This is a genomic window from Actinopolyspora biskrensis, from assembly GCF_013408175.1.
Taxonomy (GTDB): Bacteria; Actinomycetota; Actinomycetes; order Mycobacteriales; family Pseudonocardiaceae; genus Actinopolyspora; species Actinopolyspora biskrensis.
This window is the reverse complement of sequence record NZ_JACBYW010000004.1, coordinates 482,698-507,219: the sequence shown is the minus strand read 5'-3', so window position 1 is coordinate 507,219 and position 24,522 is coordinate 482,698. Positions and strand designations below refer to the sequence as shown.

The 24,522-nt window shown below is 67.6% G+C and carries 22 protein-coding genes and 1 pseudogene; 11 read left to right on the top strand and 12 right to left on the bottom strand.

Annotated elements, in window-relative coordinates:
• Nucleotides 1-19: 19 nt before the first annotated feature.
• The gene (locus FHR84_RS13405) at nucleotides 20-532 is read left to right on the top strand and encodes a GNAT family N-acetyltransferase (RefSeq protein WP_179535815.1); all 513 of its coding nucleotides are present in this window, start codon (nucleotides 20-22) and stop codon (nucleotides 530-532) included.
• Between the two features lie 92 nt (nucleotides 533-624).
• Here the strand turns inward: FHR84_RS13405 and FHR84_RS13400 are convergent, their stop codons facing one another.
• The 6 genes from FHR84_RS13400 to FHR84_RS13375 form a co-directional block, all read right to left on the bottom strand.
• The gene (locus FHR84_RS13400) at nucleotides 625-2,130 is read right to left on the bottom strand and encodes an amino acid permease (protein WP_179535814.1); all 1,506 of its coding nucleotides are present in this window, start codon (nucleotides 2,128-2,130) and stop codon (nucleotides 625-627) included.
• Between the two features lie 502 nt (nucleotides 2,131-2,632).
• Complete coding sequence (gene manA / locus FHR84_RS13395) at nucleotides 2,633-3,922, bottom strand: mannose-6-phosphate isomerase, class I (RefSeq protein ID WP_179535813.1); 1,290 nt, start codon at nucleotides 3,920-3,922, stop codon at nucleotides 2,633-2,635.
• Nucleotides 3,923-4,095: 173 nt separating this feature from the next.
• Entirely contained in the window at nucleotides 4,096-5,172 is a 1,077-nt protein-coding gene (locus tag FHR84_RS13390; RefSeq protein ID WP_343075270.1) for a hypothetical protein, read from the bottom strand.
• 5 nt (nucleotides 5,173-5,177) lie between these two features.
• Nucleotides 5,178-5,405, bottom strand: a complete 228-nt coding sequence (locus FHR84_RS13385) for a Trm112 family protein (protein ID WP_179535811.1) — start codon at nucleotides 5,403-5,405, stop codon at nucleotides 5,178-5,180.
• 108 nt (nucleotides 5,406-5,513) lie between these two features.
• A complete protein-coding gene (locus FHR84_RS13380; RefSeq protein ID WP_179535810.1) occupies nucleotides 5,514-6,863 on the bottom strand; it encodes a phosphomannomutase/phosphoglucomutase in 1,350 nt (449 codons plus the stop codon).
• Nucleotides 6,864-7,185: 322 nt separating this feature from the next.
• Nucleotides 7,186-7,548, bottom strand: a complete 363-nt coding sequence (locus FHR84_RS13375; RefSeq protein WP_343075269.1) for a DUF3499 domain-containing protein — start codon at nucleotides 7,546-7,548, stop codon at nucleotides 7,186-7,188.
• A gap of 268 nt (nucleotides 7,549-7,816) precedes the next feature.
• On the opposite strand from FHR84_RS13375, the gene FHR84_RS13370 reads away from it, so the two are divergent.
• Nucleotides 7,817-8,293, top strand: coding sequence for a metallopeptidase family protein (locus FHR84_RS13370; protein ID WP_179535808.1), 477 nt, complete (start codon nucleotides 7,817-7,819; stop codon nucleotides 8,291-8,293).
• A 61-nt stretch (nucleotides 8,294-8,354) separates the two neighbouring features.
• On the opposite strand, the gene FHR84_RS22940 is transcribed toward FHR84_RS13370, so the two are convergent.
• Nucleotides 8,355-11,750 (bottom strand): glycosyltransferase, encoded by a 3,396-nt coding sequence (locus FHR84_RS22940; protein ID WP_179535807.1) that lies wholly within the window; start codon nucleotides 11,748-11,750, stop codon nucleotides 8,355-8,357.
• Between the two features lie 341 nt (nucleotides 11,751-12,091).
• Nucleotides 12,092-12,400: a WhiB family transcriptional regulator gene (locus tag FHR84_RS13360; protein WP_246300514.1), complete on the bottom strand. Its 309-nt coding sequence runs from the start codon at nucleotides 12,398-12,400 to the stop codon at nucleotides 12,092-12,094.
• A gap of 467 nt (nucleotides 12,401-12,867) precedes the next feature.
• Between FHR84_RS13360 and FHR84_RS13355 the strand changes: the two genes are divergently transcribed.
• From FHR84_RS13355 to FHR84_RS13340, 4 genes are all read left to right on the top strand, one after another.
• Nucleotides 12,868-13,602, top strand: coding sequence for a site-2 protease family protein (locus FHR84_RS13355; RefSeq protein ID WP_179535806.1), 735 nt, complete (start codon nucleotides 12,868-12,870; stop codon nucleotides 13,600-13,602).
• 61 nt (nucleotides 13,603-13,663) lie between these two features.
• The gene (gene cofD, locus FHR84_RS13350; protein ID WP_179535805.1) at nucleotides 13,664-14,674 is read left to right on the top strand and encodes a 2-phospho-L-lactate transferase; all 1,011 of its coding nucleotides are present in this window, start codon (nucleotides 13,664-13,666) and stop codon (nucleotides 14,672-14,674) included.
• Nucleotides 14,671-16,014, top strand: coding sequence for a coenzyme F420-0:L-glutamate ligase (locus FHR84_RS13345; RefSeq protein ID WP_179535804.1), 1,344 nt, complete (start codon nucleotides 14,671-14,673; stop codon nucleotides 16,012-16,014). Before cofD ends, FHR84_RS13345 begins: the two co-directional genes overlap by 4 nt.
• Nucleotides 16,011-16,580, top strand: a complete 570-nt coding sequence (locus FHR84_RS13340) for an NUDIX domain-containing protein (RefSeq protein ID WP_179535803.1) — start codon at nucleotides 16,011-16,013, stop codon at nucleotides 16,578-16,580. Before FHR84_RS13345 ends, FHR84_RS13340 begins: the two co-directional genes overlap by 4 nt.
• A gap of 1,381 nt (nucleotides 16,581-17,961) precedes the next feature.
• Here FHR84_RS13340 and FHR84_RS13335 read toward each other — a convergent pair.
• Entirely contained in the window at nucleotides 17,962-18,342 is a 381-nt protein-coding gene (locus FHR84_RS13335) for a transposase family protein (protein ID WP_179535802.1), read from the bottom strand.
• Complete coding sequence (locus FHR84_RS13330; protein WP_179535801.1) at nucleotides 18,305-18,634, bottom strand: transposase family protein; 330 nt, start codon at nucleotides 18,632-18,634, stop codon at nucleotides 18,305-18,307. Before FHR84_RS13330 ends, FHR84_RS13335 begins: the two co-directional genes overlap by 38 nt.
• A 459-nt stretch (nucleotides 18,635-19,093) precedes the next feature.
• On the opposite strand from FHR84_RS13330, the gene FHR84_RS13325 reads away from it, so the two are divergent.
• Complete coding sequence (locus FHR84_RS13325) at nucleotides 19,094-19,645, top strand: RNA polymerase sigma factor (RefSeq protein ID WP_179535800.1); 552 nt, start codon at nucleotides 19,094-19,096, stop codon at nucleotides 19,643-19,645.
• Complete coding sequence (locus FHR84_RS13320) at nucleotides 19,642-20,673, top strand: CU044_5270 family protein (protein ID WP_179535799.1); 1,032 nt, start codon at nucleotides 19,642-19,644, stop codon at nucleotides 20,671-20,673. Before FHR84_RS13325 ends, FHR84_RS13320 begins: the two co-directional genes overlap by 4 nt.
• A 64-nt stretch (nucleotides 20,674-20,737) precedes the next feature.
• Here FHR84_RS13320 and FHR84_RS23515 read toward each other — a convergent pair whose 3' ends face one another.
• Nucleotides 20,738-21,268: a peptidase inhibitor family I36 protein gene (locus tag FHR84_RS23515; RefSeq protein ID WP_425489906.1), complete on the bottom strand. Its 531-nt coding sequence runs from the start codon at nucleotides 21,266-21,268 to the stop codon at nucleotides 20,738-20,740.
• A gap of 363 nt (nucleotides 21,269-21,631) precedes the next feature.
• Here FHR84_RS23515 and FHR84_RS13310 point away from each other — a divergent pair.
• From FHR84_RS13310 to FHR84_RS13300, 3 genes and pseudogenes are all read left to right on the top strand, one after another.
• A pseudogene (locus FHR84_RS13310) lies at nucleotides 21,632-22,427 on the top strand (IS5 family transposase).
• Between the two features lie 800 nt (nucleotides 22,428-23,227).
• On the top strand, nucleotides 23,228-23,512 hold the full coding sequence (locus tag FHR84_RS13305; protein ID WP_179535797.1) for a hypothetical protein: 285 nt from the start codon (nucleotides 23,228-23,230) through the stop codon (nucleotides 23,510-23,512).
• Nucleotides 23,513-23,796: 284 nt separating this feature from the next.
• The gene (locus FHR84_RS13300) at nucleotides 23,797-24,204 is read left to right on the top strand and encodes a hypothetical protein (RefSeq protein ID WP_179535796.1); all 408 of its coding nucleotides are present in this window, start codon (nucleotides 23,797-23,799) and stop codon (nucleotides 24,202-24,204) included.
• On the opposite strand, the gene FHR84_RS13295 is transcribed toward FHR84_RS13300, so the two are convergent.
• Nucleotides 24,196-24,522: a hypothetical protein gene (locus FHR84_RS13295; protein WP_179535795.1), complete on the bottom strand. Its 327-nt coding sequence runs from the start codon at nucleotides 24,520-24,522 to the stop codon at nucleotides 24,196-24,198. The two genes, FHR84_RS13300 and FHR84_RS13295, sit on opposite strands and share 9 nt — an antisense overlap.

Here is a 24,522-nt window from a genome sequence, read left to right as displayed (position 1 = left end):
CCGAGGACAATGATTCGCCATGGTGAATATCCGCAGAGCCACAACGGCCGACACGAAAGCACTGGTCGAGCTCCGAGCTCTGATGTTCAAGTCGATGGGCAGGAACGCCGAGGACCCCGCCTGGCGTTCCCAGGCCGAATCGTGGTTCACGCGGAAAATCGCCGGCGGCGAGGCGCTGGTCGTCGTCACCGAGATCTCGAACGGACAGCTGGTCGCCGCCGCGCTCGGCGAGGTGAACCACGACCCTCCCAGCCCCTCGAACCCCACGGGGATTCGTGGCCGCATCTCGAACGTCGTGACAGCCGTCGGCCACCGCAGGAGGGGCTACGCGCGTGCCTGCGTGCGGCAACTGCTCGACTGGTTCCGCTCGGAGACCGAAGTGGCCGACATCGACCTGTTCGCCACCGGCGAGGGATCGAACATGTACCGGGAGTTCGGTTTCGAGGCACGTCCCTATCCGGCCATGCGGCTGCGGGTCGCTTCCCGCGCGGACGGGACGGAGCTGACCTCCACCCCCTCCGGCACCGCTTGATCCGGGCTCTACGGAGGTGACCTCCGCCCCGGGACGACTTCCCGGGGCGGAGGTCACGCGGGACTCGTCGTTCCCGGTGCCGCACGAACCGCTCACTCCTCCGACAGGCCCGCGCGCTCACGCTGCGCGAGCACCGAGTGGCTCCGGCTGTAGGCGAAGTAAACGACCACTCCGGCGAGCATCCAGATCCCGAAGCGCACCCAGGTCAGCGCGGTGAGGTTGATCATCAACCACAGGCAGGCGACCACCGCGAGGACGGGCACCCACGGCACCAGCGGAGCGCGGAAACCGCGGGGCAGATCGGGACGCTTGCGGCGCAGCACGATCACCCCGATCGAGACCAGGCTGAACGCGAACAGCGTACCCACGTTGACCATCTCGGCCAGCCTGCTGAACGGGAAGAAGCCCGCGGCGAGGAACACCACCACTCCGACCAGCACGGTCGTCCGCACCGGCGTTCCCCTTCGTTCGTCGGTCTTGGCCAGCCCCCTCGGCAGCAGACCGTCCCTGGCCATGGCGAACAGCACCCTGGTCTGCCCCAGGAGCAGGACCATCACCACGGTGGTCAGGCCGATCAGCGCGCCCACCGAGATGAGGCTGGCTGCCCAGTTCACCCCGTTGAGCTGGAACGCCGTGGCGAGGGTGGCGCTTTCCCCGTCGGGGCCCGTGGCGAGCTTGGTGTAGTGCGTCATACCGGTGACCACCAGCGCCACCGCGACGTAGAGACCGGTGGTTATCGCCACCGACCCGAGGATCCCCCGTGGAGCGTTCCGCTGCGGGTCGCGCGTCTCCTCCGCCGTGGTGGCGACGATGTCGAAACCGATGAACGCGAAGAACACCAGTGAAGCCCCGGCGAGCAGGCCGTAGACCCCGTAGTTGCTGGTCTCACCGCCGAGGATCAGGGACAGCAGGGACTGTTCGAGTGCGGGACCGCTTTCGGAGGCGGACTGCGCCTGCGGAATGAACGGGGTGTAGTTGTCCGGTTTGATGTAGGCGATCCCGGCGATGATGATGAACAGAACCACCGAGACCTTGATCGCGGTTATGACCAGGCTGACCCGCGCGGAGAGTTTGGTACCGGTCACCAGCACACCGACCAGAACGGCCACCAGCAGCATCGCTCCCCAGTCGAGCTGCAACGGACCGAGCGGGACCGCCGTCTCCACCGACAGTCCGATGCTCGACAGCACCTGGTGCAGGTAGGAGGACCATCCCTTGGCCACCGCCGCGGCGGCTATGGAGAACTCGAGGATCAGGTCCCATCCGATGATCCAGGCCAGGAATTCACCGAACGTCGCGTAGGAGTAGGTGTAGGCACTTCCCGCCACCGGAACGGTGGACGCGAATTCCGCGTAGCACAGCGCGGCCAGCGCACAGGCGACCGCGGCCAGCAGGAAGGCCAACGACACCGAGGGGCCGGAAACATCACCGGCGGTCTGAGCCGCGATGGTGAAGATCCCGGCACCGATGACCACCGAAACCCCGAAAACGATCAGGTCCCATGTCCCGAGATTCTTCCGGAGCTTGGTGTCCGGCTCGTCCGTATCCAAGATCGATTGTTCGACCGTCTTGGTGCGCCATAATCCGCTTCCTGGCACCCCTGCCTCCTCGCATCACTCTTACGGGTGGCACCGAACAATAGCGGTCACGGAGTCTTTGTCCATGGCGAACCGGAGCACGATCCACTAACGGTACGTGTGGAAAGCGCTTCCGACCGTGGAAGGATCCGTCCCACACCCGAGCGGGCCGCGGACGACGAACCCCCCGTTTCCCAGTATTCGGGCAGAACGGATCCTTCACCACTCACGGCGGGACTCCGCCGCACCATGCTGCCCGGCACTCCGGGGGAGGGTATATCGCCGCTTGTCGAGGACTTGAGCCGAGGTGTCCGTTCGGTACAGCCGAGACGAACGAGTGATCGCGGAGGTCCTCCGCACCGGTGTACCAACATGTGGACTCACGGGGGCGTTGGCCGTCCCGGCTGATCCGTCTCACCGGAAACCCCGCTGCCCGGCGAAAACGCGCCACAGCACGCGTCGCGGGCACGGCACCTCCGCACACCGGGCGGAGCGCACCGGACGAGCCCGCGCCCGGCAGGAGTCAGACGGCTCCCGTCGCGGCCCGGAACAGCTGCGCTCCCGTCGCCGAGCCCAGGGGGTGCGCCATCACACAGGGGTCGGAGGCGGCCAACCAGACCGAGTCGCCACGAGCGAGGTCCAGCTCACGCACCGTCGTGCCCGCCCCGGCACCGTTGCCGTTTCCGTGACCGTTGCCGTTTCCGTTTCCCGTGCCGACCGGGGAGAGCCGCACCCTGCCCTCGGTGCACAGCAGGATCTGCGGACCGGACGAGTCCAGGGCCACACCGCCCCCCTCCCCGGGGGACCAGTCCGCTCTGGACAGCTCGAATTCGTCGGCCTCGGTCTGGTAGGTGGTCAGGTGCCGTCCGCGGCGCGTTCCGGTCAGCACCCTGGTGTCCCCGTTGTCGAAGTCGAGCACCTTCAGCAGCTCGGCCACGTCGACGTGCTTGGGGGTCAGCCCGCAGCGCAGAATGTTGTCCGAGTTGGCCAGGATCTCCACCCCGGTGCCACGCAGATAGGCGTGCAGATTGCCCGGAGGCAGGTAGATGGCCTCCCCGGGCCGCAGAACCAGCCGGTTCAGCAACAGACTCGCGAGGACTCCCGCATCGTTCGGGTAGGACTCCCCGAGCTCGAGCACGGTCTCGCACTCCAGCAGGAACTCGCCCCCGGAACGCACGTGGTCGGCGCACGCCCGCAGCAGATCCGGCACGAGCGCACGGAGGGTGTCCTCGGGAAGAGTGATCCACGTGGTGAACAGCGCCCGCAGCCCGTCCCGGTCCGGCTGCGCGGCGAGCAACCGGGTGTGCGCCCGCAGGCTCGGGACGTCGAGCTCGTGCAGCAGCCGAACGGTCCGATGAGCGTCCCGGAACCCCGCCAGCGCGTGGAACTCCGTCAGCGCGCAGATCAGTTCCGGCTTCGCCGTCGGATCGGGGTAGTTGCGGTCCGGTGCGCTGCGCGGAACGCCTTCCGCCTCCTCATGGGCGAATCCCTCGGCCGCCTGCTCCCAGGACGGGTGCGCCTGCAGGCTCAGCGGTTCGTCCGCGGCCAGCACCTTCATCAGGAAGGGGAGCCTGTTGCCCCAGCGCCCGGTGCAGCCCTGCCCCAGTTGCCGGCCGGGTTCCGAGTCCAGCAACCGCACCAGCGGGACTTCAGATCCGTCCCGGAAGAGCAACCGCGACGAATCCCCGGGGTGGGCACCCATCCAGAGCTCCGCCTCGGGATGGGGGGCGGGTACGGGACGGCCGAGCAGCTCCGCGATCGCGGTCCGAGAGCCCCATGCATACGGGCGTACCGCGTTGCGCAGTAACTCCACTGTCCTTCTCGCTTCCTCGTCTAACCGCGTTTCCCCGCATCGGCCACGCCCCCTTCACCACCGGAGGACATCCGGTACCACGTGCCTCCCGCATCGGGGAGTCCACCGAGTTCGCCACGGGCCGCCCCGGAGGAACTTCGTACAAAACCCGGCGCCCACTCGCGCGGGCCGTTTCAGCGTGCCGCGACCATCGACCGCCCGTGCCCTTCCGGCAGCCCCGAGGCCAGCCCGAGGTACACCGCCGCCATGTCGAAACCGACCGCCAGGAGCGCCGAACGCAGGATCGCATCCTGCTCCCGTGTTTCCGAAGGGGAGAGCACATCGGCTCCGGGCAGCGCTCCCGTGGCCATCCGCTCGGTGAGCAGCGCACGCTCATCGGTCCGTACCGTGAGCAGCAGCACGCGCAGCGCGGCCGTGGTGTCCTCCGGGTCGGCGAACAGATCGGTCTCGCTCCCCACCGCCGAAGCGGCGCCGTGCAGCGAACGACGATTCACCGCCTGCGCGTAGCTGCTCACGTCGCACGGAACTCCGGCGTAGCAACCGAGCACGTAGGCACCGTGCTCGCCCAGAGCCGTGGAAAGCTCGTCCACGCCCCAGAGCAGCGGAACCCGGTCGGCCAACCGGAGGACCAGCTTCTTGGCCGGGTTCTCCGGGGTCTCGTTGCGCGGGTGCGCGGCGGCGGCCTGTTCGTCCAGCGCGTCGGCCAGCGCTTCGGTGTCGACGCTCAACAGCCCGAGCGCCTGGAACACGCGGAGCCCGGCCGTGAACACGTGCGCGAACCCCAGCCCCTCCGGAACCGGAACCCGGGGCGGCACGGACCTGGCCCGTCCCGCGACGGAGGCGGCCACCGGTCCTTCCTCCGGAGCCGCGAGAACGATGCTCGCACCCCGGCGCCCGGCCAGCTCCAGGGACTCCGCCAGGACCTTGTCGCCGCCGTCGGTTCCGTACGCGAAAACCACGTCGAGCGGACCGACCCAGGAGGGGATCACCTCGGTGACCACCACGGGAACCGGGCAGGAAGGCCCGAGCAACGCGGCCAGCGACCTGCACGCGGCGGTGCCGACGCCGGCTCGGGACAACAGCACGAGAGCCCGCGGCCGCTCCGTGACGAACTCGTCCAGCCCGGCTTCGCTCGCCGAGTTGGCCACCGAGCGCACCTGCGCCCCGGCCAGGGCGGCCGAGCGAAGCAGCCCCTCGGTGTCCAGCGCGAACAAACGTTGTTGATCGTCCAGAATGCTGTCGTCCAGCACCACCGTCACCCCCTTCCAGGGCCGTCGAAGGTGGTGTCCTCCTCGGGACCGCCGATCGCCTCCTGCAACAACAACACGGGAACACCGTCCCGAACGGGGAAGGAACGTCCGCAGGACGTGCAGGTCAGGTAGTCGGCCTCGGGTTGGTCGGGCAGACCGTCCCGCAGCGGCGCGCTCCGCGGGCAGGGGCAAACCAGGATCTCCCGCAGTTCGGGATCCATCGCGATACTCACTATTCCTCCCGGATGTTCACGCGCCGACACCGATGGGATGAACACCATCCCACCGAAGCAAGTCCCGGACGAGCCTCCATGCGGGTAGCGTCGAGCACGTTTCCGTGACTACTCCCGCAGCACCGCGAGCACCTCGTCGCGCAGGGCGGCCATCGTCTCGGAATCGACCGCCTCCACGTTCAGGCGCAGCACCGGCTCGGTGTTGGACGGACGGAGATTGAACCACGAACCGTCCCCCAGTTCCACGGTAAGCCCGTCCAGCTCGTCGATACGAGCGCCGTTGCGGTCGCGGAAAGACTCGATCACCGCGCGCATCCGGGTGGTCTGGTCGTCCACCCGCGAATTGACCTCGCCCGAGGACACGTAGCGGGAGTAGTCGGACATCAGTTCGGCCAGGCTCTTGTGCTGCTCCCCCAGGGCGGCCAGCACGTGCAGGGCGGCGAGCATCCCCGAGTCGGCACGCCAGAAATCCCGGAAGTAGTAGTGCGCAGAGTGCTCCCCGCCGAAGATCGCACCGGTTTCGGCCATCGTCTGCTTGATGAAGGAGTGACCGACCCTGGTGCGCACCGGTTTGCCGCCGTTCTCGCGCACCATCTCGGGAACGCCCCTGGAGGTGATCAGGTTGTGGATGACCGTGGCCCCCGGTTCCCTCTTCAGCTCCCTGGTGGCGATCAGCGCCGTGATGGCGCTCGGCGCGACGGGGGCGCCCTCCGCGTCGAGCACGAAGCAGCGATCGGCGTCACCGTCGAACGCGAGCCCCACGTCGGCCCCCACCTCGCGGACCTTGGCCCGCAGGTCCACGAGGTTCTCCGGTTCCAGCGGGTTCGCCTCGTGATTGGGGAAGGTCCCGTCGAGTTCGAAGTACATGGGCACCAGCTCGACGGGAAGACCGTCCAGAACGCTGGGGACCGTGTGGCCCGCCATGCCGTTGCCCGCGTCCACCGCGATCCGCAGCGGGCGGATGGAGGTCAGATCGACCAACCCGCGCAGGAAGTCCGCGTATCCCCGGAGCATGCCCCGCTCCGTGACCGCGCCCTGCGCCCCCAGGAATTCGGGAACCCCGTGGCCGACCAGCTCCTTGATCTCGGACAGGCCGCTGTCCTGGCCGACCGGTGCCGCCCCGGCCCGGCACAACTTGATCCCGTTGTACTCGGGCGGATTGTGACTGGCCGTGAACATCGCGCCGGGAAGATCCAAGTGCCCGGAGGCGAAGTACAGCATGTCCGTGCTGGCCAGGCCGATGTGCACGACATCGATTCCCTGGCCTGTCACTCCCTCGGAGAACGCGGCCGCCAGCTCGGGAGAGGACTCCCGCATGTCGTGGCCGACCACCACAGCGGGGCCGCCGACCAGTCTGGTGAACGCGGCGCCGACCTCGCGGGCCACTTCCGCGTTCAGCTCTTCGCCCACCAAACCCCGGATGTCGTACGCCTTGACGATCCCCGACAGGTCCCGCACGCTGCACTCTCCCCGTAGTAACGGCACTCTTGCCTGCGTGCCGAGCCTACCGGCGATCGTGGCGGAAGTGGTGTCCGCCGGACGGCCAAGAACGAGGGCCGTTCCGCTCGTCCGTATGGCCCCGGGAGCCGCAGCCCGGCTCCGTGAGCACGGAAACACCAGGGCAGAACGACGAACTCGGCCGCACATCGAAGCGATCCCGACGGCGCGACCGGCGAAGCACCTCCCGGACGAGCCACGGGCCCCGGTGATCCACACCACGTTTCAGTGGGGTATCCCACGCCGGAACCGGACGGCCCACCGGGACGCGCCCCTCAAGGGGTCAGTCCTTGCCCGGATCGGGAAGCGCACGCAGGTGACCACGCCTGCTTCCCCCGCCGCGCACTCCCGGGTTCTCCGTCGCCGACGGGTCGGTACGCCCCGCCTCCCGGACCGCCTCGGCCAAGGCGGTCAGATCGTCCTCCGAGGGCTGCGCGGCGGAGAACTCCCCCTCGTGGCGCACGACGTGCCAGCCCTTGGGGACGGTCAACCGCATCGCATGCTCCTCGCAGAGATCATAGCTATGAGGTTCGACATAACTTGCCAGCGGCCCGACCACGGCGGTCGAATCCGCATAGGCATAGGTCAGCGTAGCTACCGCCGGGTAGGTACACCCGCTTCGCGAGCAACGCCTCACGCTCCGCACGCCTGGCACCATAGCGCCCTTGTCACGCCAACACTCGACGGCACGCGGAAAACTCCCCCGAACAGCCGGTCACAAAGCACCGGAACGCGCGACAGCGGCCCCGCCGCTCGCCCGGTTGCACTGCGAAGATCATCTATGGGGTGAAGTATGACACGAAGGGTTAACACGTGCACGGACGAGTTCCGAACGTGCGTGACCGGACACGGCACGTCTCCGGGCGTGCGGGCACGATTGCCAGCAGACCGTGCGCACGGCGTACCCTCGTCGCGTGGTGACCGCACGGGAAACTCGGCAACGCCTCGGGAAACGACGGGAACGACGTGGTCGCGGAATGCGCGGACCGCTCTACCCCTCCTCCGTACCCGCGGCCAAAAGCAGGTCCCAGCGTTTCGACGCGCTCGTGCTCGACGCGCTCGACCCCATCGAACAACGCTGGCAGACGGAACTGACCCAGCTGGACGTGGCCGTGGACGAGGTTCCCCAAGTCGAAGCCACCTCGCCGGACTCGGTGGTGTGGGGTGACGACGTCGTCGTGGACTCGAACGTGCCGCTCGCCCGGCTGGTCCCCGCCGGCGTGGACCGCCGCGGCCTTCCGACACGGGCGCGGATCGTGCTGTACCGGAGACCACTGGAAGCACGCGCACGGAACGGCGCCGACCTGACGGACCTGCTCCACGACGTGCTCGTGGAGCAGATCGCCAGCTACCTGGGGCTGGATCCAGGAGTCATCGGCGGCAACCAGTAAGAGTTCGGCGGGGTCGGTTGGCGTAGGTGGTTGCGTGGCGGAACTTCCCACTGCGGGAGGCTCACCCGGGACCGCGCCCGCTCCGCACCCGACCGGGAGCGGCACCGATCAGCGTGAACAGGAGCGCGGCGGCCTGCAACGAGAGCAGGGTGGTCCTGGGCACCCCGGTGAACCCGATGGTGACCTCCCCCGCGTTCTCGGGCAGCGGAACGGCGACCTGCTCGCCCCACCCGGTCGCGAGTCCCACCGGCTCACCGCCGATCCGCGCGCGCCAGCCCGACTCCCGCTGTGCGGCGAGCAACAGCACGCGACCCGGCCCTCCCCTGGAGAAACGCACCGTCACGTGCGGCAGATCCGCTCCGACGCGTATCGGGCGGGACTGCGGCCGCGGCTGCCCTCCCTCCCGCGCGTTGCTCGCCTGAGCCGGACCGAGCAGCGTCACCGGCGTGTTCGGCAGCAGCACGCGGAAGACGGCTCCCCCGTCCGGGGCGGCACCCGAGCTCGCCACGAGGTCACCGGCGAGTTCGCCGAACCGGCGCGCCCGCTCTCCCCCTGGAACCGCGATCCGCCCCACCCCACGGGCGGCAGCGGCGGCCACCCCGGAGCGGACGCGGTCCGCGCCGTCGGCCAGCAGGTCCTCTTCGATCCGCGTGAGCGCGGCGGTGGCACCTGGCGCGGGCACCAGTGCCGTGGTGCCGAACCGCGACTGCCCGTCCGGCGTCAATTCCGGGGGGAGTCCTCCGGGGCGAAGCCTCAACCAGTACCCGTCCCCCGTCGACTCGCCCCCCGCCGCGGACCCCGCGGTCACCCGCAACGGCCCGGACTGCGCCGCGAAGGCCGAGCCGGTCGCCAGCAGTCCGACGGAAGCCACCGTGGCAACGGTGAGCAGCCGCCGCACCGACGACGCGGGCGGCCGCCCCGCGCGGTCCACCGCCACCGCGGCCAACGTCGTCCACAGCAGACCGCACGCGACGAGGAGCAGCGGCCCTCCCGGCCAGCCCACCGTTTCGGGCCCGCCCCAGGCCGGGGCCGAGGGGATCCGGCCGACCAGCAGGCTCGCCCCCCAACCGACGAACGCGACGAGCAACCCGCCGAGCACCGCGCGGTCCCGGGTGCGCAGCACGGCGATCACGGCCGCGCACACCACCAGCACCCCCGACCACCCGGCCACGGTGTTCACCGCGTTCAGGGACAGCAGCGAGATCCCGGCCGGTGTTTCCACCACCGGGGCCCCCAAACCGTGCACCAGGATCTCGGGCTCGCGGAACAGAACGGCGGGCCAGGGCAGCAGGCAGGCCACCGGTAGCAGCACCAGCGAGGCGAACCCCGCCGTGCGGCGGAACAAGCTGGTGCGCACGGAGGCGGGACAGCAGAACCCCACCGCGGCGAGCACGAGCAACAGCACGTACATCCCGGGGGCGAAGGCGGCCAGCACCGCCGCGCCCAACGCTGTTCGGCACGCCGTACCGAGCCAGTTCGGCCGGGCCGGGGTTCTCGCCGGGATGGTCCCCACCAGCGACATGGCCCCGACGAGCAGCGGTGGGAGCAGGACGTGGGCGACCACGACACCGGGACGCCCCTCGGCCGCCGCGAGCATCCCAACGGGCAGCAGCGCGTAAGCCGCCGCGGCCAGCGCGCGCGCCGTGCGGGAAACCGCGAGTCCGTCGCAGGCGTGGTAAGCCGCGGCCCCGGCGAGCGGAAGCTGCAACAGCACCAGCAGGGCGAGCGCGGCGGGCGGCCCGCCGAGCGGGGCCAGCACCGCGCCCAGCAGCCCGAGCACCAGCAGGGCGGGCGGGGCCTGCGCCGCTGTCCCCCCGTGCACCGGGTGCCAAGCTGCCAGATAGCTCGACCAGGTGGTTTCCAGGTCGGCGACCGGAAGCAGCCTGCCGCCGTGCAAACTCAACCCGATCCGGGGACCGTCCGCCAGCAGGCCGTGCGCTGCCAGGGCGAACAGCGCCAACCCCACCACCAGCAAGATCGGTGGATTGAGCAGCAGCTCGCGGAACACGCGTCCCCGGTTCACCGGGACCAGCACCAGCTGCCCGGACTCCCCGCTGTCCGTCCCTCCGCGCGGCCCAGGGGAGGGACGTGGCCGCGGGTCTCGCGACTCCCGCTCGGCGTCCTCCGGAACCGCGACGACGACCGGTTCGTCCGGCCTGCGCAGCCCGGCCGCGGAACGTCTGCGGGTCCCGACGGTGCCGAGAGCGCCCGCGGGCAACGCGTCCGGCCCGTAGCGCGGAGTCGCCCCGGAACCGCGTGCCACCGGGGCGGGCTCCTCCCGCGTCGGAAGACCGAGCAGCGTGTCGTGGCGAACCCGGTTCCGGACGATCCGGGCGTAACCCGCGAGGCAGGCCATGCGTATCCGGGTGATCCTTCCGATCAGCAACCCGCGAAAACTCCGGTTCACCGGGTTTCTGCCGTGCGTGCGCCCGGCGGAGCGGATTCCGAGCCGCCCCGTCAGCAGCATCCACGCGGCCGCCGCCTCCGCTCTCGCCTCCGCGAACCTGCGCGTCGCGGCGTACCCGAGCAGCCGGAGGCCCCCGAGCAGCAGCAGGCGCGGCACCGCGAGGACCCCGGAGCGGGGGCCGATGTTGGCCAGGTAGGTGCGCAGCTCGTCCGCGCGGTTGACGGTGGAACCGCTCGTCCCCCCCGCCGTCGTCGCCGGCGGAAGCCTTCCGCGAGCGGGCGGTCCCGCTGCGCGGCGCGTCCGCGCCCGGGGCACGCACAGCACGAGGTGGCCCGCGGCGTTGATCCGCCATCCCAGGTCCACATCGGCACAGGGCTCGGAGAGGAACTCGTCGAAGCCGTCCAGTTCCTCGAAGACCTCGCGCCGCACCAACGCCGCCGCCGCGGAAACGGCCAGCACCTCGGAAACCTGGAGTGCCGCCCCGGCGTCCTCCGCTCCCGCCCCGAGAGCCGGATCGAGCCCGAACTGCCCGACACCGGTGTGCACTCGCCCCGAGGTGTCCATGGACAGCCCGGCTTCGACGAGCAGCCGGGGGTCCCGCGAGTCGAGTCCCAGCGGCCCGAGCATCGCCGCCGCGGAATCCGTCTCGGCCACCCGGAGCAGGGTCTCCAGGCACTCGGGCTCGGGGATCGAGTCGTCGTACAGCGGCCACAACCAGCCGCCGGGATCACCCCAGCGCTCGCGGGCGTGTTCCAGGGCGCGGCCGACGGCGGCCCCGAATCCGGTTCCCTCCCCGACCGTGAGCACTCCGTCCACCGGCACGGACCGCGCGGCGGAGTCGGCGGAGCTCTCCAGCCACGCGCGGCTTTCCCCGTCCGTTTCCGGGACCACCGCCAGGAGGTGGCGCGGACGAACCGTCAACTGTTCCAGTGCCGACAGCACGTCCGGCAACCGATCCACGTCTCGACGGCACACCAGTACCGCCAGCACCGGTGCGGTGCTCAGGTGTGGCCGGCTGGTCGACTGCGCAGCGGCGCGGATTTCGGCCACCGTCTCCTCCCGCGTGCCGGGGTCCGATCACCGCACGACAGTAGTGGACGGCACGCGCTCACGGAGAGAATGCTCACCGAACCGGCCCACACGGCTTCGCCGAAGCAGCACGGTGTTCCACGGTCCGCACAACGCCGCGGGGCACGCCTGTGGCTACGAGCCGTGTGCCCCGCCCGTCGAACCTCGGTACCGCAGGCGGATCACCTCTCACCGATCCGTCCGCGGAGTGGAACCGGTCGCGGAGAGGAAATTCCGGACCGTACCCGTTCCCACTCCGTGGGCGCGAAAAAGGTGATCCGCCTTCACCCAAGCGCTTTCGAGCACCGGGAACCGCGCGGAGCTCACCCCGCCTGACGTTTGAGCCTACGCCGTTCCCGTTCGGAAAGACCGCCCCAAATGCCGAACCTCTCGTCGTGTTCCAGGGCGTATTCGAGACATTCCGAACGTACTTCGCAGCCCGCGCAAATGCGTTTCGCTTCGCGGGTCGATCCGCCCTTTTCCGGAAAGAATGCCTCCGGATCGGTTTGCGCGCACAGGGCGCGCTCCTGCCAGTCCTGATCTTCCTCGGAGTCGATCAGTCCGGCCAGAATGTCGAGCTCGCCGATGCGAGCCTCTTCCCCCTCCGCGAGGCCTTGCTCGGTCTGCAACATGTGAACCTCCCCCGTTCAGTTATTCCGTTCCCGCGGACCTCCCCAGGACGCGCGGGACGTGGTGAACCGGCTCCCACCGGTTCGGTATTCGGCCGTGAATTCCGGCCGCCGGACGGAGCACCGAGGTCACGCCACCAAGGCGCCGTCCGACCGTGCGCTTACCGGGCCTCCCGTCACCCGGCACCGCCGATCGGGTGATCATTGCCACACCTGGCGGGAGTGGCAATCAACCCTTCGGGCGGTTGAATAACACTGTTGTGATTACACCCGCGTCCCTCCCAGTGGTCAAGTGGAGACCTTCCGTAGGGGGAACGGGCAACAGCTCAACGGAGCAGAACCACTCCGCCACCATGCGTCCATCGGACTGCTCCATTCGACCTTTCAAGATCCCGGATCTAGGAATACCACCGACACCTCGATCGCGCCCGGCGAGCGGACGGGAGACTGGTGGGGTGCGAAATACCGCGATGCGCGTAAGCCCCCTGTTCCTGGCCTTGCTGGCCGTCACGGTGGCAGGCGGATTTCTGGCCACTATGAACAGTGCTTTCCTTTACACGACCGGCGTAGTACTGATCGTGCTCGGCGGCTGGGCCAGCTCCCTGTGCCTGCACGAATTCGGACACGCGATCACCGCTTTCCGCGGAGGAGACCACTCGGTGCGCGCCAAGGGCTACCTCACCCTCGACCCGCGCCACTACACCGACCCCGTGGTCAGCCTGCTGCTTCCGATCCTGTTCGTGTTGATCGGTGGTATCCCTCTTCCGGGTGGGGCTGTGTGGATCAACCACACGGCACTGCGGTCCAAAAAGGACGAAGCGACCGTCTCCCTCGCCGGGCCGCTGACGAACCTGCTGATCGGGATCGGGCTGACCGCTTCGATCGCCACCATCACCATGCCGCCCGTGCTCGGCGCGGGGCTGTCGTACCTGGCCTTCCTGCAGGTGATCGCCTTCGTGCTCAACATCCTCCCCGTTCCGGGGCTGGACGGGTACGGCGCCATAGAGCCCTGGCTGTCGTTCCGGGCGCGCGAGCTCGGCGAGAAGGCCCGCCCCTGGGCCCCGCTGGGGATCATCCTGATCCTGTTCGTCATCCCCGGGGCCGGCTACGTGTTCTTCAACGTGGCATTCGGCCTGTTCGACGCGGTCGGCGGCACGGCCGAGCTCGCAGGTCTGGGCGACTCCGTGTTCCGCTTCTGGGAGTGACACCGGTGATCTCACCCGGTTGCGCACCACCGGCCCGCGCGGGCGTGGGAGGATTCCCGCCGTGAAGGTCGCAGTACTGGTCGGCGGAGTCGGTGGCGCGCAATTCCTGCTGGGAGTCAAGGAGGCTCTCGGGATGCCCGCGATCGGCGAGCCCGAGCAAGAATCACCGCACGAGATCTCCGCTGTCGTCAACATCGCCGACGACGTCTGGATGCACGGCCTGCGGGTGTGCCCCGATCTGGACACCTGCATGTACACCCTCGGCGGCGGCATCGACACGGCCAAGGGCTGGGGACGCGAGTCCGAGACCTGGTCGGTCTCCGAGGAGCTGTCCGCCTACGGCGCGGAACCGAACTGGTTCGGCCTCGGGGACCGGGACATCGCCACGCACCTGGTTCGCACCAGGATGCTGCGCGCGGGATATCCGCTCTCGGCGATCACCGAGGCGCTGTGCGACCGCTGGCGCCCCGGGGTGAACCTGCTGCCCGTCACCGACGACAGGGTCGAGACCCACGTGGCCATCGAGGACCCGCGGGGAGCGGGCCCCAAGGCCGTGCACTTCCAGGAGTGGTGGGTCCGCCACGGGGCCGGGCCGGAGGCCAACGCGATCGTGCCGGTCGGCGCGGAGGAGGCCACCGCGCTGCGGGAAACGCTGGACGCGGTCTCCGGGGCCGACATCGTGCTGCTCGCCCCCTCCAACCCCGTGGTCAGCATCGGCACCATGCTCGCCGTCCCCGGAGTGCGCGAGGCGCTGCGGGAGACTGCGGCCCCCGTGGTGGGGCTGTCGCCCATCGTCGGCGGCCGGGCGGTGCGCGGAATGGCGGACGCCTGCCTGCGGGCCATCGGGGTGGACAGCACGGCCCAGGCCGTCGGGCAGCACTACGGCTCCCGTTCCACCTCGAACGAGGGCGTCCTGGACGCCTGGCTGGTGGACAGCGAGGACACCGCCCAGATTCCCGGGGTGGCGACCCGTTCCGTTCCGCTGATCATGTCGGACGTGTCCGCCAGCGCCGAGATGGCGCGCGCCGCCTTCGAGATCGGAGGGGTGACGGTACCGGAGGTGGCAGGGTGAACGATCACGCCGCGAACGATGGGCTGGAGCTGCACGCGGTCGACGGGCTGCCCGAGTTCTCCGAGGGGGACGACCTCGCGGGGGCGCTGGCCGCGAACGTGCCCTGGCTGCGCGACGGCGACGCCGTGGTGGTCACCAGCAAGGTGCTCTCCAAGGTCGAGGGCAGGATCGTACGGGCACCGCACGATCCCGAGCAGCGGGACGCGCTGCGCCGCGAGCTGGTGCTCTCCGAGGCGGACCACGTGCTGGCCCGACGCGGCCGGACGCTGATCACGCAGAACAAGCTCGGGATCGTGCAGGCCGCTTCCGGGGTGGACGCCTCCAACGTCGCCACCGACGAGATCGCGTTGCTGCCCCGCGATCCGGACGCCAGCGCCGAGCGGCTGCGCGGGGAGCTGGCGGAGCGGCTGGGGGTGAACGTGGCCGTGGTGATCACCGACACCATGGGGCGTGCCTGGCGGCTCGGTCAGACCGACGTCGCGATCGGTTCGGCCGGTCTTTCGGTGCTGCACCGGTACGCGGGCACCACCGACTCGCTCGGCAACGCGCTGGAGGTCACCGAGGTGGCCGTGGCGGACGAGGTCGCGGGGGCCGCCGATCTGGTCAAGGGCAAGCTCGGCAGAGTACCGGTCGCCGTGGTGCGCGGGCTCGACGAGCGGGACGACGGCTCCAGGGCGGGCGACCTGGTCCGCACCGTGGACGAGGACCTGTTCCGGCTGGGCACGGCCGAGGCCGTCGCGCAGGGGCGCGGCGAGGCCGTGCTGCTGCGTCGCTCGGTGCGCGAGTTCGCGGACGATCCGGTGGACTCGGAGGCCGTGCGCAGGGCCGTGGGAGCCGCGTTGACGGCTCCCGCTCCGCACCACACCAGGCCGGTGCGTTTCGTGTGGCTGCGGGATCGCGGGCTGCGCAGGAAGCTGCTGGACGCGATGCGCACCGCGTGGCTAGACGATCTGCGTGCCGACGGGGTTTCCGGGAACGGGGCGCAGCGCAGGGTCGCGCGCGGGGACCTGCTCTACGAGGCCCCCGAGATGGTGGTGCCGTTCCTGATCAGGGACGGGGCGCACGACTACCCGGACGAGCGCAGGGCGGACGCGGAGCGCTCGATGTTCGTGGTCGCGGGCGGGGCAGCCGTGCAGAACCTGCTGGTCGCGCTGGCCGCGGAGGAGCTCGGGTCCTGCTGGGTCTCCTCCACGCTGTTCTGCCCCGAGGTGGTGCGGGCGACGCTGGAGCTGCCCGCGACGTGGGAGCCGCTCGGCGCGGTGGCGCTCGGGCACCCGGCCGAACCCGCGGGCGGGCCGCGGCAGCCGCGTGATCCGGAGAGCGGGCTGGTGGAGCTGTGAACGGGCCGCACGAGGACGCACTGCGAACTCTGGAGGAATGGCCCGGAACCGGCGACGATCCGGGCCAGGAGGCGCTGCGGCACGCCTTCCTGACGCTGCTGCGGGCACGTGCGGACAGCTGCCTGCGCGAGTGCGAGCCGGGACACGTGACCGCCTCGGTCCTGGTGCTGGACCACACGGGCTCACACGCGCTGCTGACCCTGCACCCGCGGGTGGGGCGCTGGCTGCAGCTGGGTGGACACTGTGAACCCTCCGACGAGAGCCTCGCCGGGGCCGCGCTGCGCGAGGCCGGCGAGGAGTCCGGGGTCGAGGGGCTGAGCATCGATCCGGAGCCGGTGCATCTGGACGTGCATCCGGTCACCTGCTCGCTCGGCCGCCCCACCAGGCACTTCGACGTGCGCTTCCTGGTGCGCGCCCCGGACGGTGCGGTGCCCAGGCGCAGCGCGGAGTCGAAGGATCTGCGCTGGTGGCCGCTCGCGGAGCTGCCGGAGGAAGGTGATCTGGGGCCGTTGGTGGCCGCAGCGGCGGAACGGTTCACCCCCGGACGTTCCCAGTTTTGCCTATAATTGGGAGTCGTCCACAGGGGTGCGATGGGATCCCCAGGGGCGGTGGGGTTTCCCAATTTTGCCTATAACTGGGCACCACCGGCACGGAACAGCTCCGGGGAACTCCACGAAACGGCTGTGCCGAGGTAGCCGACTACGGGCCTCCCGGGCGGCTGCCGTGGTCAGTGCTGTCGGCGGCGTCCTCCGAAATGAGCTCTCACGAGCCACATCAGCAGGACTTCCACCCAAGTCCCATCCGCGCACCGATGAGTAATCGCGCCCATCACGCCCCCTCGGAGCCGGATGGAAGCGATCCGGGAATAAATCTCCCGAGGGAAGCACAAAGCCCGTCCTCGAACGGTCCTGCCACGGCGCGTGGACACTCCCTGAGTATGCGGCTGGGCATGTCCGCAGACGTCTTCGTGTTCGAAATCATCGAAGACGGCGGGTCCGGACGGCTAAATATCCGGTGGCTCTGATCGACCGGATTTCCCGGTCGTTCATCCTGTTTCCCACCGGAAGCAATGCGTGCATGTCGGCCGATTATCACAGACTTTGACGCGGACAACGACAAACGGAAGATTTCCACACGACTCGCCGTTCTTCTCGATGGCGACCGCTACGGCTGAGCGCCTCGCGCTGATTGCTCAGCGAACCGAAATCGTCTCCAGTCGGGGCGTATCATGGATCGCCCGGTTCCATCCCTGCGGCGGCGTGGGATCGCCCCACCACTCGTATCCCAAGGAATCCGTCCATTCCCGTTCCTCCGCGAGAGGGGTCCGGACTCCAGCACCGTGCCATAAAGGTTGTTGGCGAATCCAACGGAGGACCCCAGGAGATCATCTCTCCTGGAGAGATCCAACCGCGTGCCAGTGACCCTGTCCAGGTCGAGATCGGCTATCCGCACGCCGATCCTACTTCTGTAGTGCCGGTAGCGTAGGTAGATAGCACAGTCAGCGGCCACCCAGCACTCCACGACGACGTGGAATTTGGGTGCCGCATCGGCACCGTCCCACCACTCTATCCGACGCCGATACTCGCACTCGACCCTGTCGACGAGGTTCTCCGCGATACTCAGAGCCCATGTGCGCATCAGATCGACGAAGTAGATCTTTTCCGAACCAAGATTTTTATTGAATCCGTCCGACGCGGATCCAGTGCCGATACGATCACCCGTCACCTCGGTAGGATATTTATCCTCATATGCTACAAAACGTGTTCCAGTGCTGCCCAACCCGCTGTTGCTATTAGCCACCGAAGCCGCTTCAGGATTTGTGGGATTGATCCAGTCAGGACAAACAGTGAAGGTTATGCATTGAACTGTTTACCGGGTCTCTTGGAGTCGCCGGAGCCCGGTGATGATGTGGACTATTCGTTGAAGATGAACGAGTGAGCGGCGGTATCAGCTGGACAGGATGTTCCAGTTTTTCAGGTGGGCGATGACGCGTTCGATCGGGTAGCGTAGGAAAACTATCGTCGTGTTGGTTTTTTCTCTGGCGAGGTCGATTTTTCCGTTTTTCGGTGTTTTGTTGGGTTGGGTGACAGTACTTCCCAGATAACCGAGATCGCCGATGGTGTTGGCATGATTCAGCGTCTCGTGCAGTGATGAATTCCGAAACACCGTGAGGTCATGGGTGGCGCCGGGAAAGATCTCCGAACACGCGAGAAGATTCCCTCGGAGATCGGTGGTCAGCTGCAGGCGCACGCCGTAACGTCGATGTTTCCCCGAGTAGATACCATGCTGGTCACGGTGGTCCCCGGTGGGGATGAGTACGCCATCCACAATGGGTGACTCGTCCGTGGAACTCTTCGAGCGGGGCGTGTACCTCGTTCAACGTGTCGGCCAGGACGGGATCGATCCGGCGCACCACACGTGAAATCGTCGACTGGCTCGTATTCCGGAACACAGCCAGTTGTTTCTGGGTCAGATTCGTCCGATAGGACTCCAATGTCACCACCAGGGCCATGAACACCGACAACGTGTTGCTCGGGTCCCATCGAATCAACTCGCTGATCCGCTCAGCCAACCAACGAAGCTGGTCCTCACTCAAACCTGTGGTATCCTTGTAACGCAACGGTCTTTCCTTGGCGCACTGCTTGTTCTTGACCGAAAAGCATGATGCCGGAAAGACCGTTGCTTCTTGTGTCTATCCCCACTAATCACCACACCTGCATAATATTCGTTGTTTTGTGGGGAGCTATGGCTGCGTGAGTGGTATTCGATTCCTACAGGTTCATTTCACGCGTCATGTCATAAACATGACTGGGCTGGTTCCTAAGCTGGACATCTAGTCGTAGTTGTCCACTAGCCGCTTCTAGTTACAGGGGTAGAGCTTGCGTGTTATCGGTCGGCTTTGTTGGGCTGCGGAGCAGCAGTGGGACGGGAGCACTGCAGTGAGCTCTGATCCAATGGTTCTGTCAAGATGCAGATCCCACAGTCCCCTGTGAGATACGTTGCTTCTTTCCTTTGAACTCGAGTGTGACAGCAGGTCGGGTGCCGGACACAAGCATGGATGTGAGGGGAAGGGAGCGGGATGGCTGACGGACAGACCTACTTCGGTCGCATCTACCGTCGTCACTACGGCGATGTCCGGCGGTTCGTCGGCAGGCGTTTGGCTGAGGACGAGGTCGAGGACGTCGCGGCCGAAGTCTTCGTCGTGGCGTGGCGCCGGTTGGCCGACATGCCCGCGGAGGAGCGCGTGCTGCCGTGGTTGTACGGGATAGCCCGACGAGTACTGGCCAACGAGTTCCGGCGTGCCCGTAGGGCGCAGGACCTGGCCGAACACGTCGCCTCGCAACCGGAGCACCGCAACGGTGACCATGCCGAGGCGGTCACCGACCGGGTGGCGGCTGCGGCGGCGTTCGACCGGCTCCGCGAGAACGACCGAGAAATCCTGCGGCTCGTGGCGTGGGAAAACCTCAGCACTGCTGAGATCGCCACCGTGCTCGGCTGCGCTCGCACCACGGCCGCGATGCGCGTCCGTCGCGCGCGGCGTCGCCTGTTCAAAAGTCTGCACGGTCCCGAGCACACCCGACCGGCAGAGCCGAGCGTCACAGCGTCCGCAGCGGAAGGAGCGAACCGATGAGGCGTGCCGAACAGCAGATTCGTGATGTGATCCAGCCGTTGGACCCGATGCGTCAGGACGAGCGCGCAACTGGGGTGCCACCGGAACCAGGACCCTTGACGAGCTCCGATGACGAGCAGTCCGCAGTGCGGCCGCGCCCATCGCGCGGGCAGTCCCGGCGCCGGGTGGTGCTGGCCGGAGCCACGGCGGTGGTGCTTCTGGGCAGCGGTGTGATGTGGTCCTCCTCCGGACCGAGTCCCTCGCGGAGTTACGCGGCCACTCCGGAGCCGTTGACCATCGTGGCTCCGCAGCAAGACCAGTCCGCTGCGGCGAAGCTGCGCCGGATCGCACAGCGGGCCGCGGCATCCGAGGTGCCCACGCGCGCGACCGGGCACACCGAGCACATCGAAATGAAGAGCTGGTACCTGAACAGCCAGATCGGCAATGACAACACCGTCTCGGTGGTCCAGCCGCAGATGCGGGAATCCTGGCGCAAACCGGACGGTTCCGGGCGAAGCACGGTCACTCCGGGCACCCCGCAATTCCAGTCGCAGCAAGACCGTCGGCAATGGTCCTCGGATACGTCCACCGACACACGCACCGACCAATGGGCGCCCGGTGAGCGCGACCTCTTCGCGGACGGTCGCCCCCCGACCGGTGCCGACGAGTTGCGACAGTGGCTGCACCAGCACCCCTCCGGCCAGCCGGAACCCCTGCGCACGCTGACCGCCGTGACCGACCTGCTGCGAAACCGGGTACTGCTGCCGCAGGAACGCGCCACCATACTACGCGTGCTCGCCGAACTACCCGGCATGCACTACACCGGCACCACCCGGGACCGAGCGGGACGCCCCGGACAGGCGTTCTCCCTGGAATCCGACGACAGTGGACTACCCACCCAGTACACCGTCATCATCGATCCGACCAACGGACGCTTCCTGGGCCACGAAACGATGTTGACCACCACGGCAGGCAAACTCAACGTGAAAATCCCCGCCGTCACCTCCTACGAAACCTACCTGACAAAGAAATTCACCACGCAGAGTTAGAAATAAATAGGAGGGGGAGGATTTCCTTGCAATGAGGAAATCCTCCCGATTTCGCTATCTCGGTTCAGCCATGAACATCCACGGCCCAATCATTGTATTTTCCCAATTGATTGGCGTAGGCGCAGTCATCCATATAATAGGCGCCTCCATTTCCGTTTCCGAGTACGCCTCGGTCGTTGCACAGCCAATTACCGTCCTGGATATTTCTCCAAGAGGAAGTCTCGTGAGCGAATCCATAAGCGCTGAGACTGTGCCAATACTCGTCGTTAAATTGGAGACGTCTTCCCTCGCCACCAGCATCCTTGTAGAGACAGATCCATGCTTTAGGGCAGGAGGGTACTGATGCCGCACTGGCTTTGTAAGCACTAGCAGCTACCTTTGGATCCTGCGTGGGATCATAGCCCAACACCTTGTCGGCCTGCTCGCGCGTACGGTAACACTTGACTTGCTCCGGCGAGTGAACAACACAGGAGCGGGCTTCTCCCCAGCCCTCGCTGAGGTCGATGGTCTTTCCTTCGAACTTAGCCAGTCCTGGCTCGGACGTGACTGTGTCCGACTCGACAGCTGAGGATGGTGCCTGGACACCCAACCCCATGGTGACCGCCGCGCACACGGCAAGACCGCAACGAATTAATTGCGCAGCACAGATACTTCCCTTCTGCTGAAAATCCCCAGTATTACTTCCACTGCCCTCGCAGGACAGGGGCCAACGGGCATCCCTCCGGAGCTGCTCTCCAGAGTGATCAACGGACGTGCCCATCATCCCGAAACGCAATTAGGTCAACACCACCATTTAGGCGAGTCTAATTTCACATATCAATTTGATAAAATAGGTGGAGTACTGCTGTCGTGGCTACTATGGGATGTCTCTTCGGCTTGGAATTCGAGTGGTGATCGCTTAGAGGGTGTCTTGATAGGTGATGTGACGGTACTGGCATGGTGATCATTCGTGGATGATCTGGCGCGTCGGTTGGTGCCGGATGAGTTGTGGGCCATTGCAGCACCGCTGCTGCCGGAACATGGGGTCCGTCGGCAAGGGGGCGGGCGTCGCAGGGCCGGTGACCGTGCGGTGCTTACGGCGATCGTGTTCGTGCTGACCAGCGAGTGTTCATGGCGGCAGCTCCCGCCGTCGTTCGGGGTGAGCGTGCCGACAGCACATCGCCGGTTCCAGGAATGGACCCAGGCCGGGGTATGGCGACGGCTGCACCGGGCGTCCTCGACAAGCTCGGCGCCGAGGGCGAGCTCGACTGGGCCCGAGCGATCATCGACGGGGCCGGAGTTCGCGCGAAAAGGGGGGATCTGCCACCGGACCCAACCCGGTCGACCGAGGCAAAACCGGGTCGAAACTGCACATCCTGACCGAGGCGAACGGACTGCCGCTGTCGGTGGCGGTCTCCGGGGCCAACACCCACGACAGGAACGCCCTCAAGCCTCTTGTGCACGCGATCCCGGACGTGCGTTCGCCTCGCGGACCACGACGCCGCCGGCCCGGCAAGCTGCACGCCGACACAGGCTACGACTACGACGACCTACGCCGCTGGCTGCGCACCCGGAACATCGTGCCCCGCATCGCCCGCACCGGCGTCGAATCCAGCGCCAAGCTCGGACGCTACCGCTGGCGCGTTGAACGCAGCTTCTCCTGGCTGCTGAACTACCGCCGCCCGGCCATTCGCTGGGAACGCAAAGCCGCCAACTTCACCGGATTCCTCACCCTCACCGCAGCACTGACCTGCTACAAGAACATTCCCAAATGAGACGCGCCCTAATCACGGTCCTCCTTGCTCCTGTGGATGGTCACGCACGCTCCAAAAAGAGCAAACGAGCACCACACACCCGAATGACTTCACCATACATCCGAACGTCACCCGGGCGCCGGATTGACAATGGCCACCACAGTGTTATCCGAACACCGGAGAGACCAAGTTTGGGACGCGACGATTCCCGCGCTCCTGTTCCCCAGAATTCCTCGACCGTTCGTTCCGCCATCGATCGAGCGCAACGTGCTCGTGGCGATCGACCGCGAGCGGCCTCGCCCGGAACACGTCCGCACCGCGGGGCCCACGTGATCACCTCGGCCGCGCCCGCGGCAGCCGCCCCGCCACGAGCGTGATTTGTCGACAAAACGAGGATCCGAAAGAAGGAATTCCTCGGATGGACAATTCGATCGATCACGTGAACGACAACTCCGATCACCACCGTTTTCGGTGTGACGGACCGCACAGAAAAGGTTTATCCCCGACTCGAAAATCGGCTATACTCGCTTGCTCAAGCGAAGTTCTGTCAGCTGATCCGAATCGAACCACGCGAAGGGTGAGCGGTGACCGTGAAGGGAAGCCCGCACGAGCCGGAAACCACCGCTGGCGTCGGCGAAACCGGCGCCGGTGCGCGCTTCGCCCGAACGAGCCGTTTTTCCTCCGCGGTGATCTCCAGAAGGCGACTCCCGTTGCCGATGGAGGAATCACGGGGTTCGGCGGCGCGGCGAAGCCAGCCCGGATCTCCGGGTGGCGGAACCGGCCGAGGACCGGCACGACGACAGCACGAAGGAGACGAAGACGTGAACGGAACACGAACCGAATCGGAGGAGCTCGCCGGCCTGGCCGGCAAGTTACGCGGCGCGACCGACGTGTTGGACACCGGAACGCAGCCGCCCCCGGCACCGAACGCGGGAGAGGCGACCAAGGCGGTGGTCGACGCGATGGCGCTGCTGACCGGAGCGGCCGCCGAGTCCATGACGGAGGACTACCCGGGAGCGGTAGCCGCATCCCACGCTCCCGCGGACCCCGCCGAAGCGGAAGCTCCCCGGAACGAGCCCGGCGAAGCGAGCTCCCGAACGCGCTGACACCGGTTCCACGAGGTCGCGCGCGGTGGCTGAACCGGATCTCACCCGAATCCCCGTGAGAAGGAACCGGCGGGCGGTAACCTGCCCGCCGAGCTCGCCGACCGACCCCCACCGGAAACCGGAAGATGAACCGAGCAGCCGACTTTCCACCCGAACCCGGCCAGCGAACGGGGTGGGGCCGACAGCACCCACCCCAGTGGCAGCGGCCCTCGACTGAACAGGGTCCGCCACCCGCGCGGTTCACGCCTTCCCCGTGGGGCAGGGTCGGGTTCACGGCGGGGGCCGTGACGACCGTGTTCGTCATCGGTGTTCTCACGGGCGGGGTCGACCTGCCGCGCGTCACCGTGTTCTGGGTGGTGATGCTGCCGCTGATCCTGCTGCCCCTGCTGACCACGAGGAACAAACGGCTCTCCGCCGGGGCCGGTTGGCTGCGGCAGGGCGGGGAGGACTTCGTGGCGACCCGGGCACTCGTGTCCGTCGAGGCCTCCGAGCAGGAGACCAACCGCACGTTGAAGCTCGTCGATTCCGCCGGTCGCGAGGTCTCCGCCCGGCTCGACCACATCCGGGGAAACCCCGCGCTGTGGCAGGTCGTCCACAGCGACATCATGCGCTCGGCGCAGTTCAACGGAACCGCGATCAACAGACCGGCCCGCACCGTCCTCGGCCTCGACCGGCCGACGTGGTCACGCTGATGCATCGGCACCGACTCGGATCAGGTGCATCGTCCGTCCCCGGGAGAGCAGGCGCAGCGCCGACTCCGGGCTGCGGAACCTCCCGTTGAGTCCACCGTGCGGCGCGAACACTTCGGTCCCGTCCTCATGGGACAAACCCCAGTAGCGCACGACGCCGTCGACCCGGTCGCCGATCTCCTCGCACAGCGCGAACACCTCGGGCACGCTCGCCCGTACCAGCTCCACCAGTAGTTCCCGGAACTCCTCGTGCGTGCCCAGCGGAGCGAGCTCGGACTCGTCCACCACGTATTCGTCGGTCAGCTCGTGCGCCTCGAACAC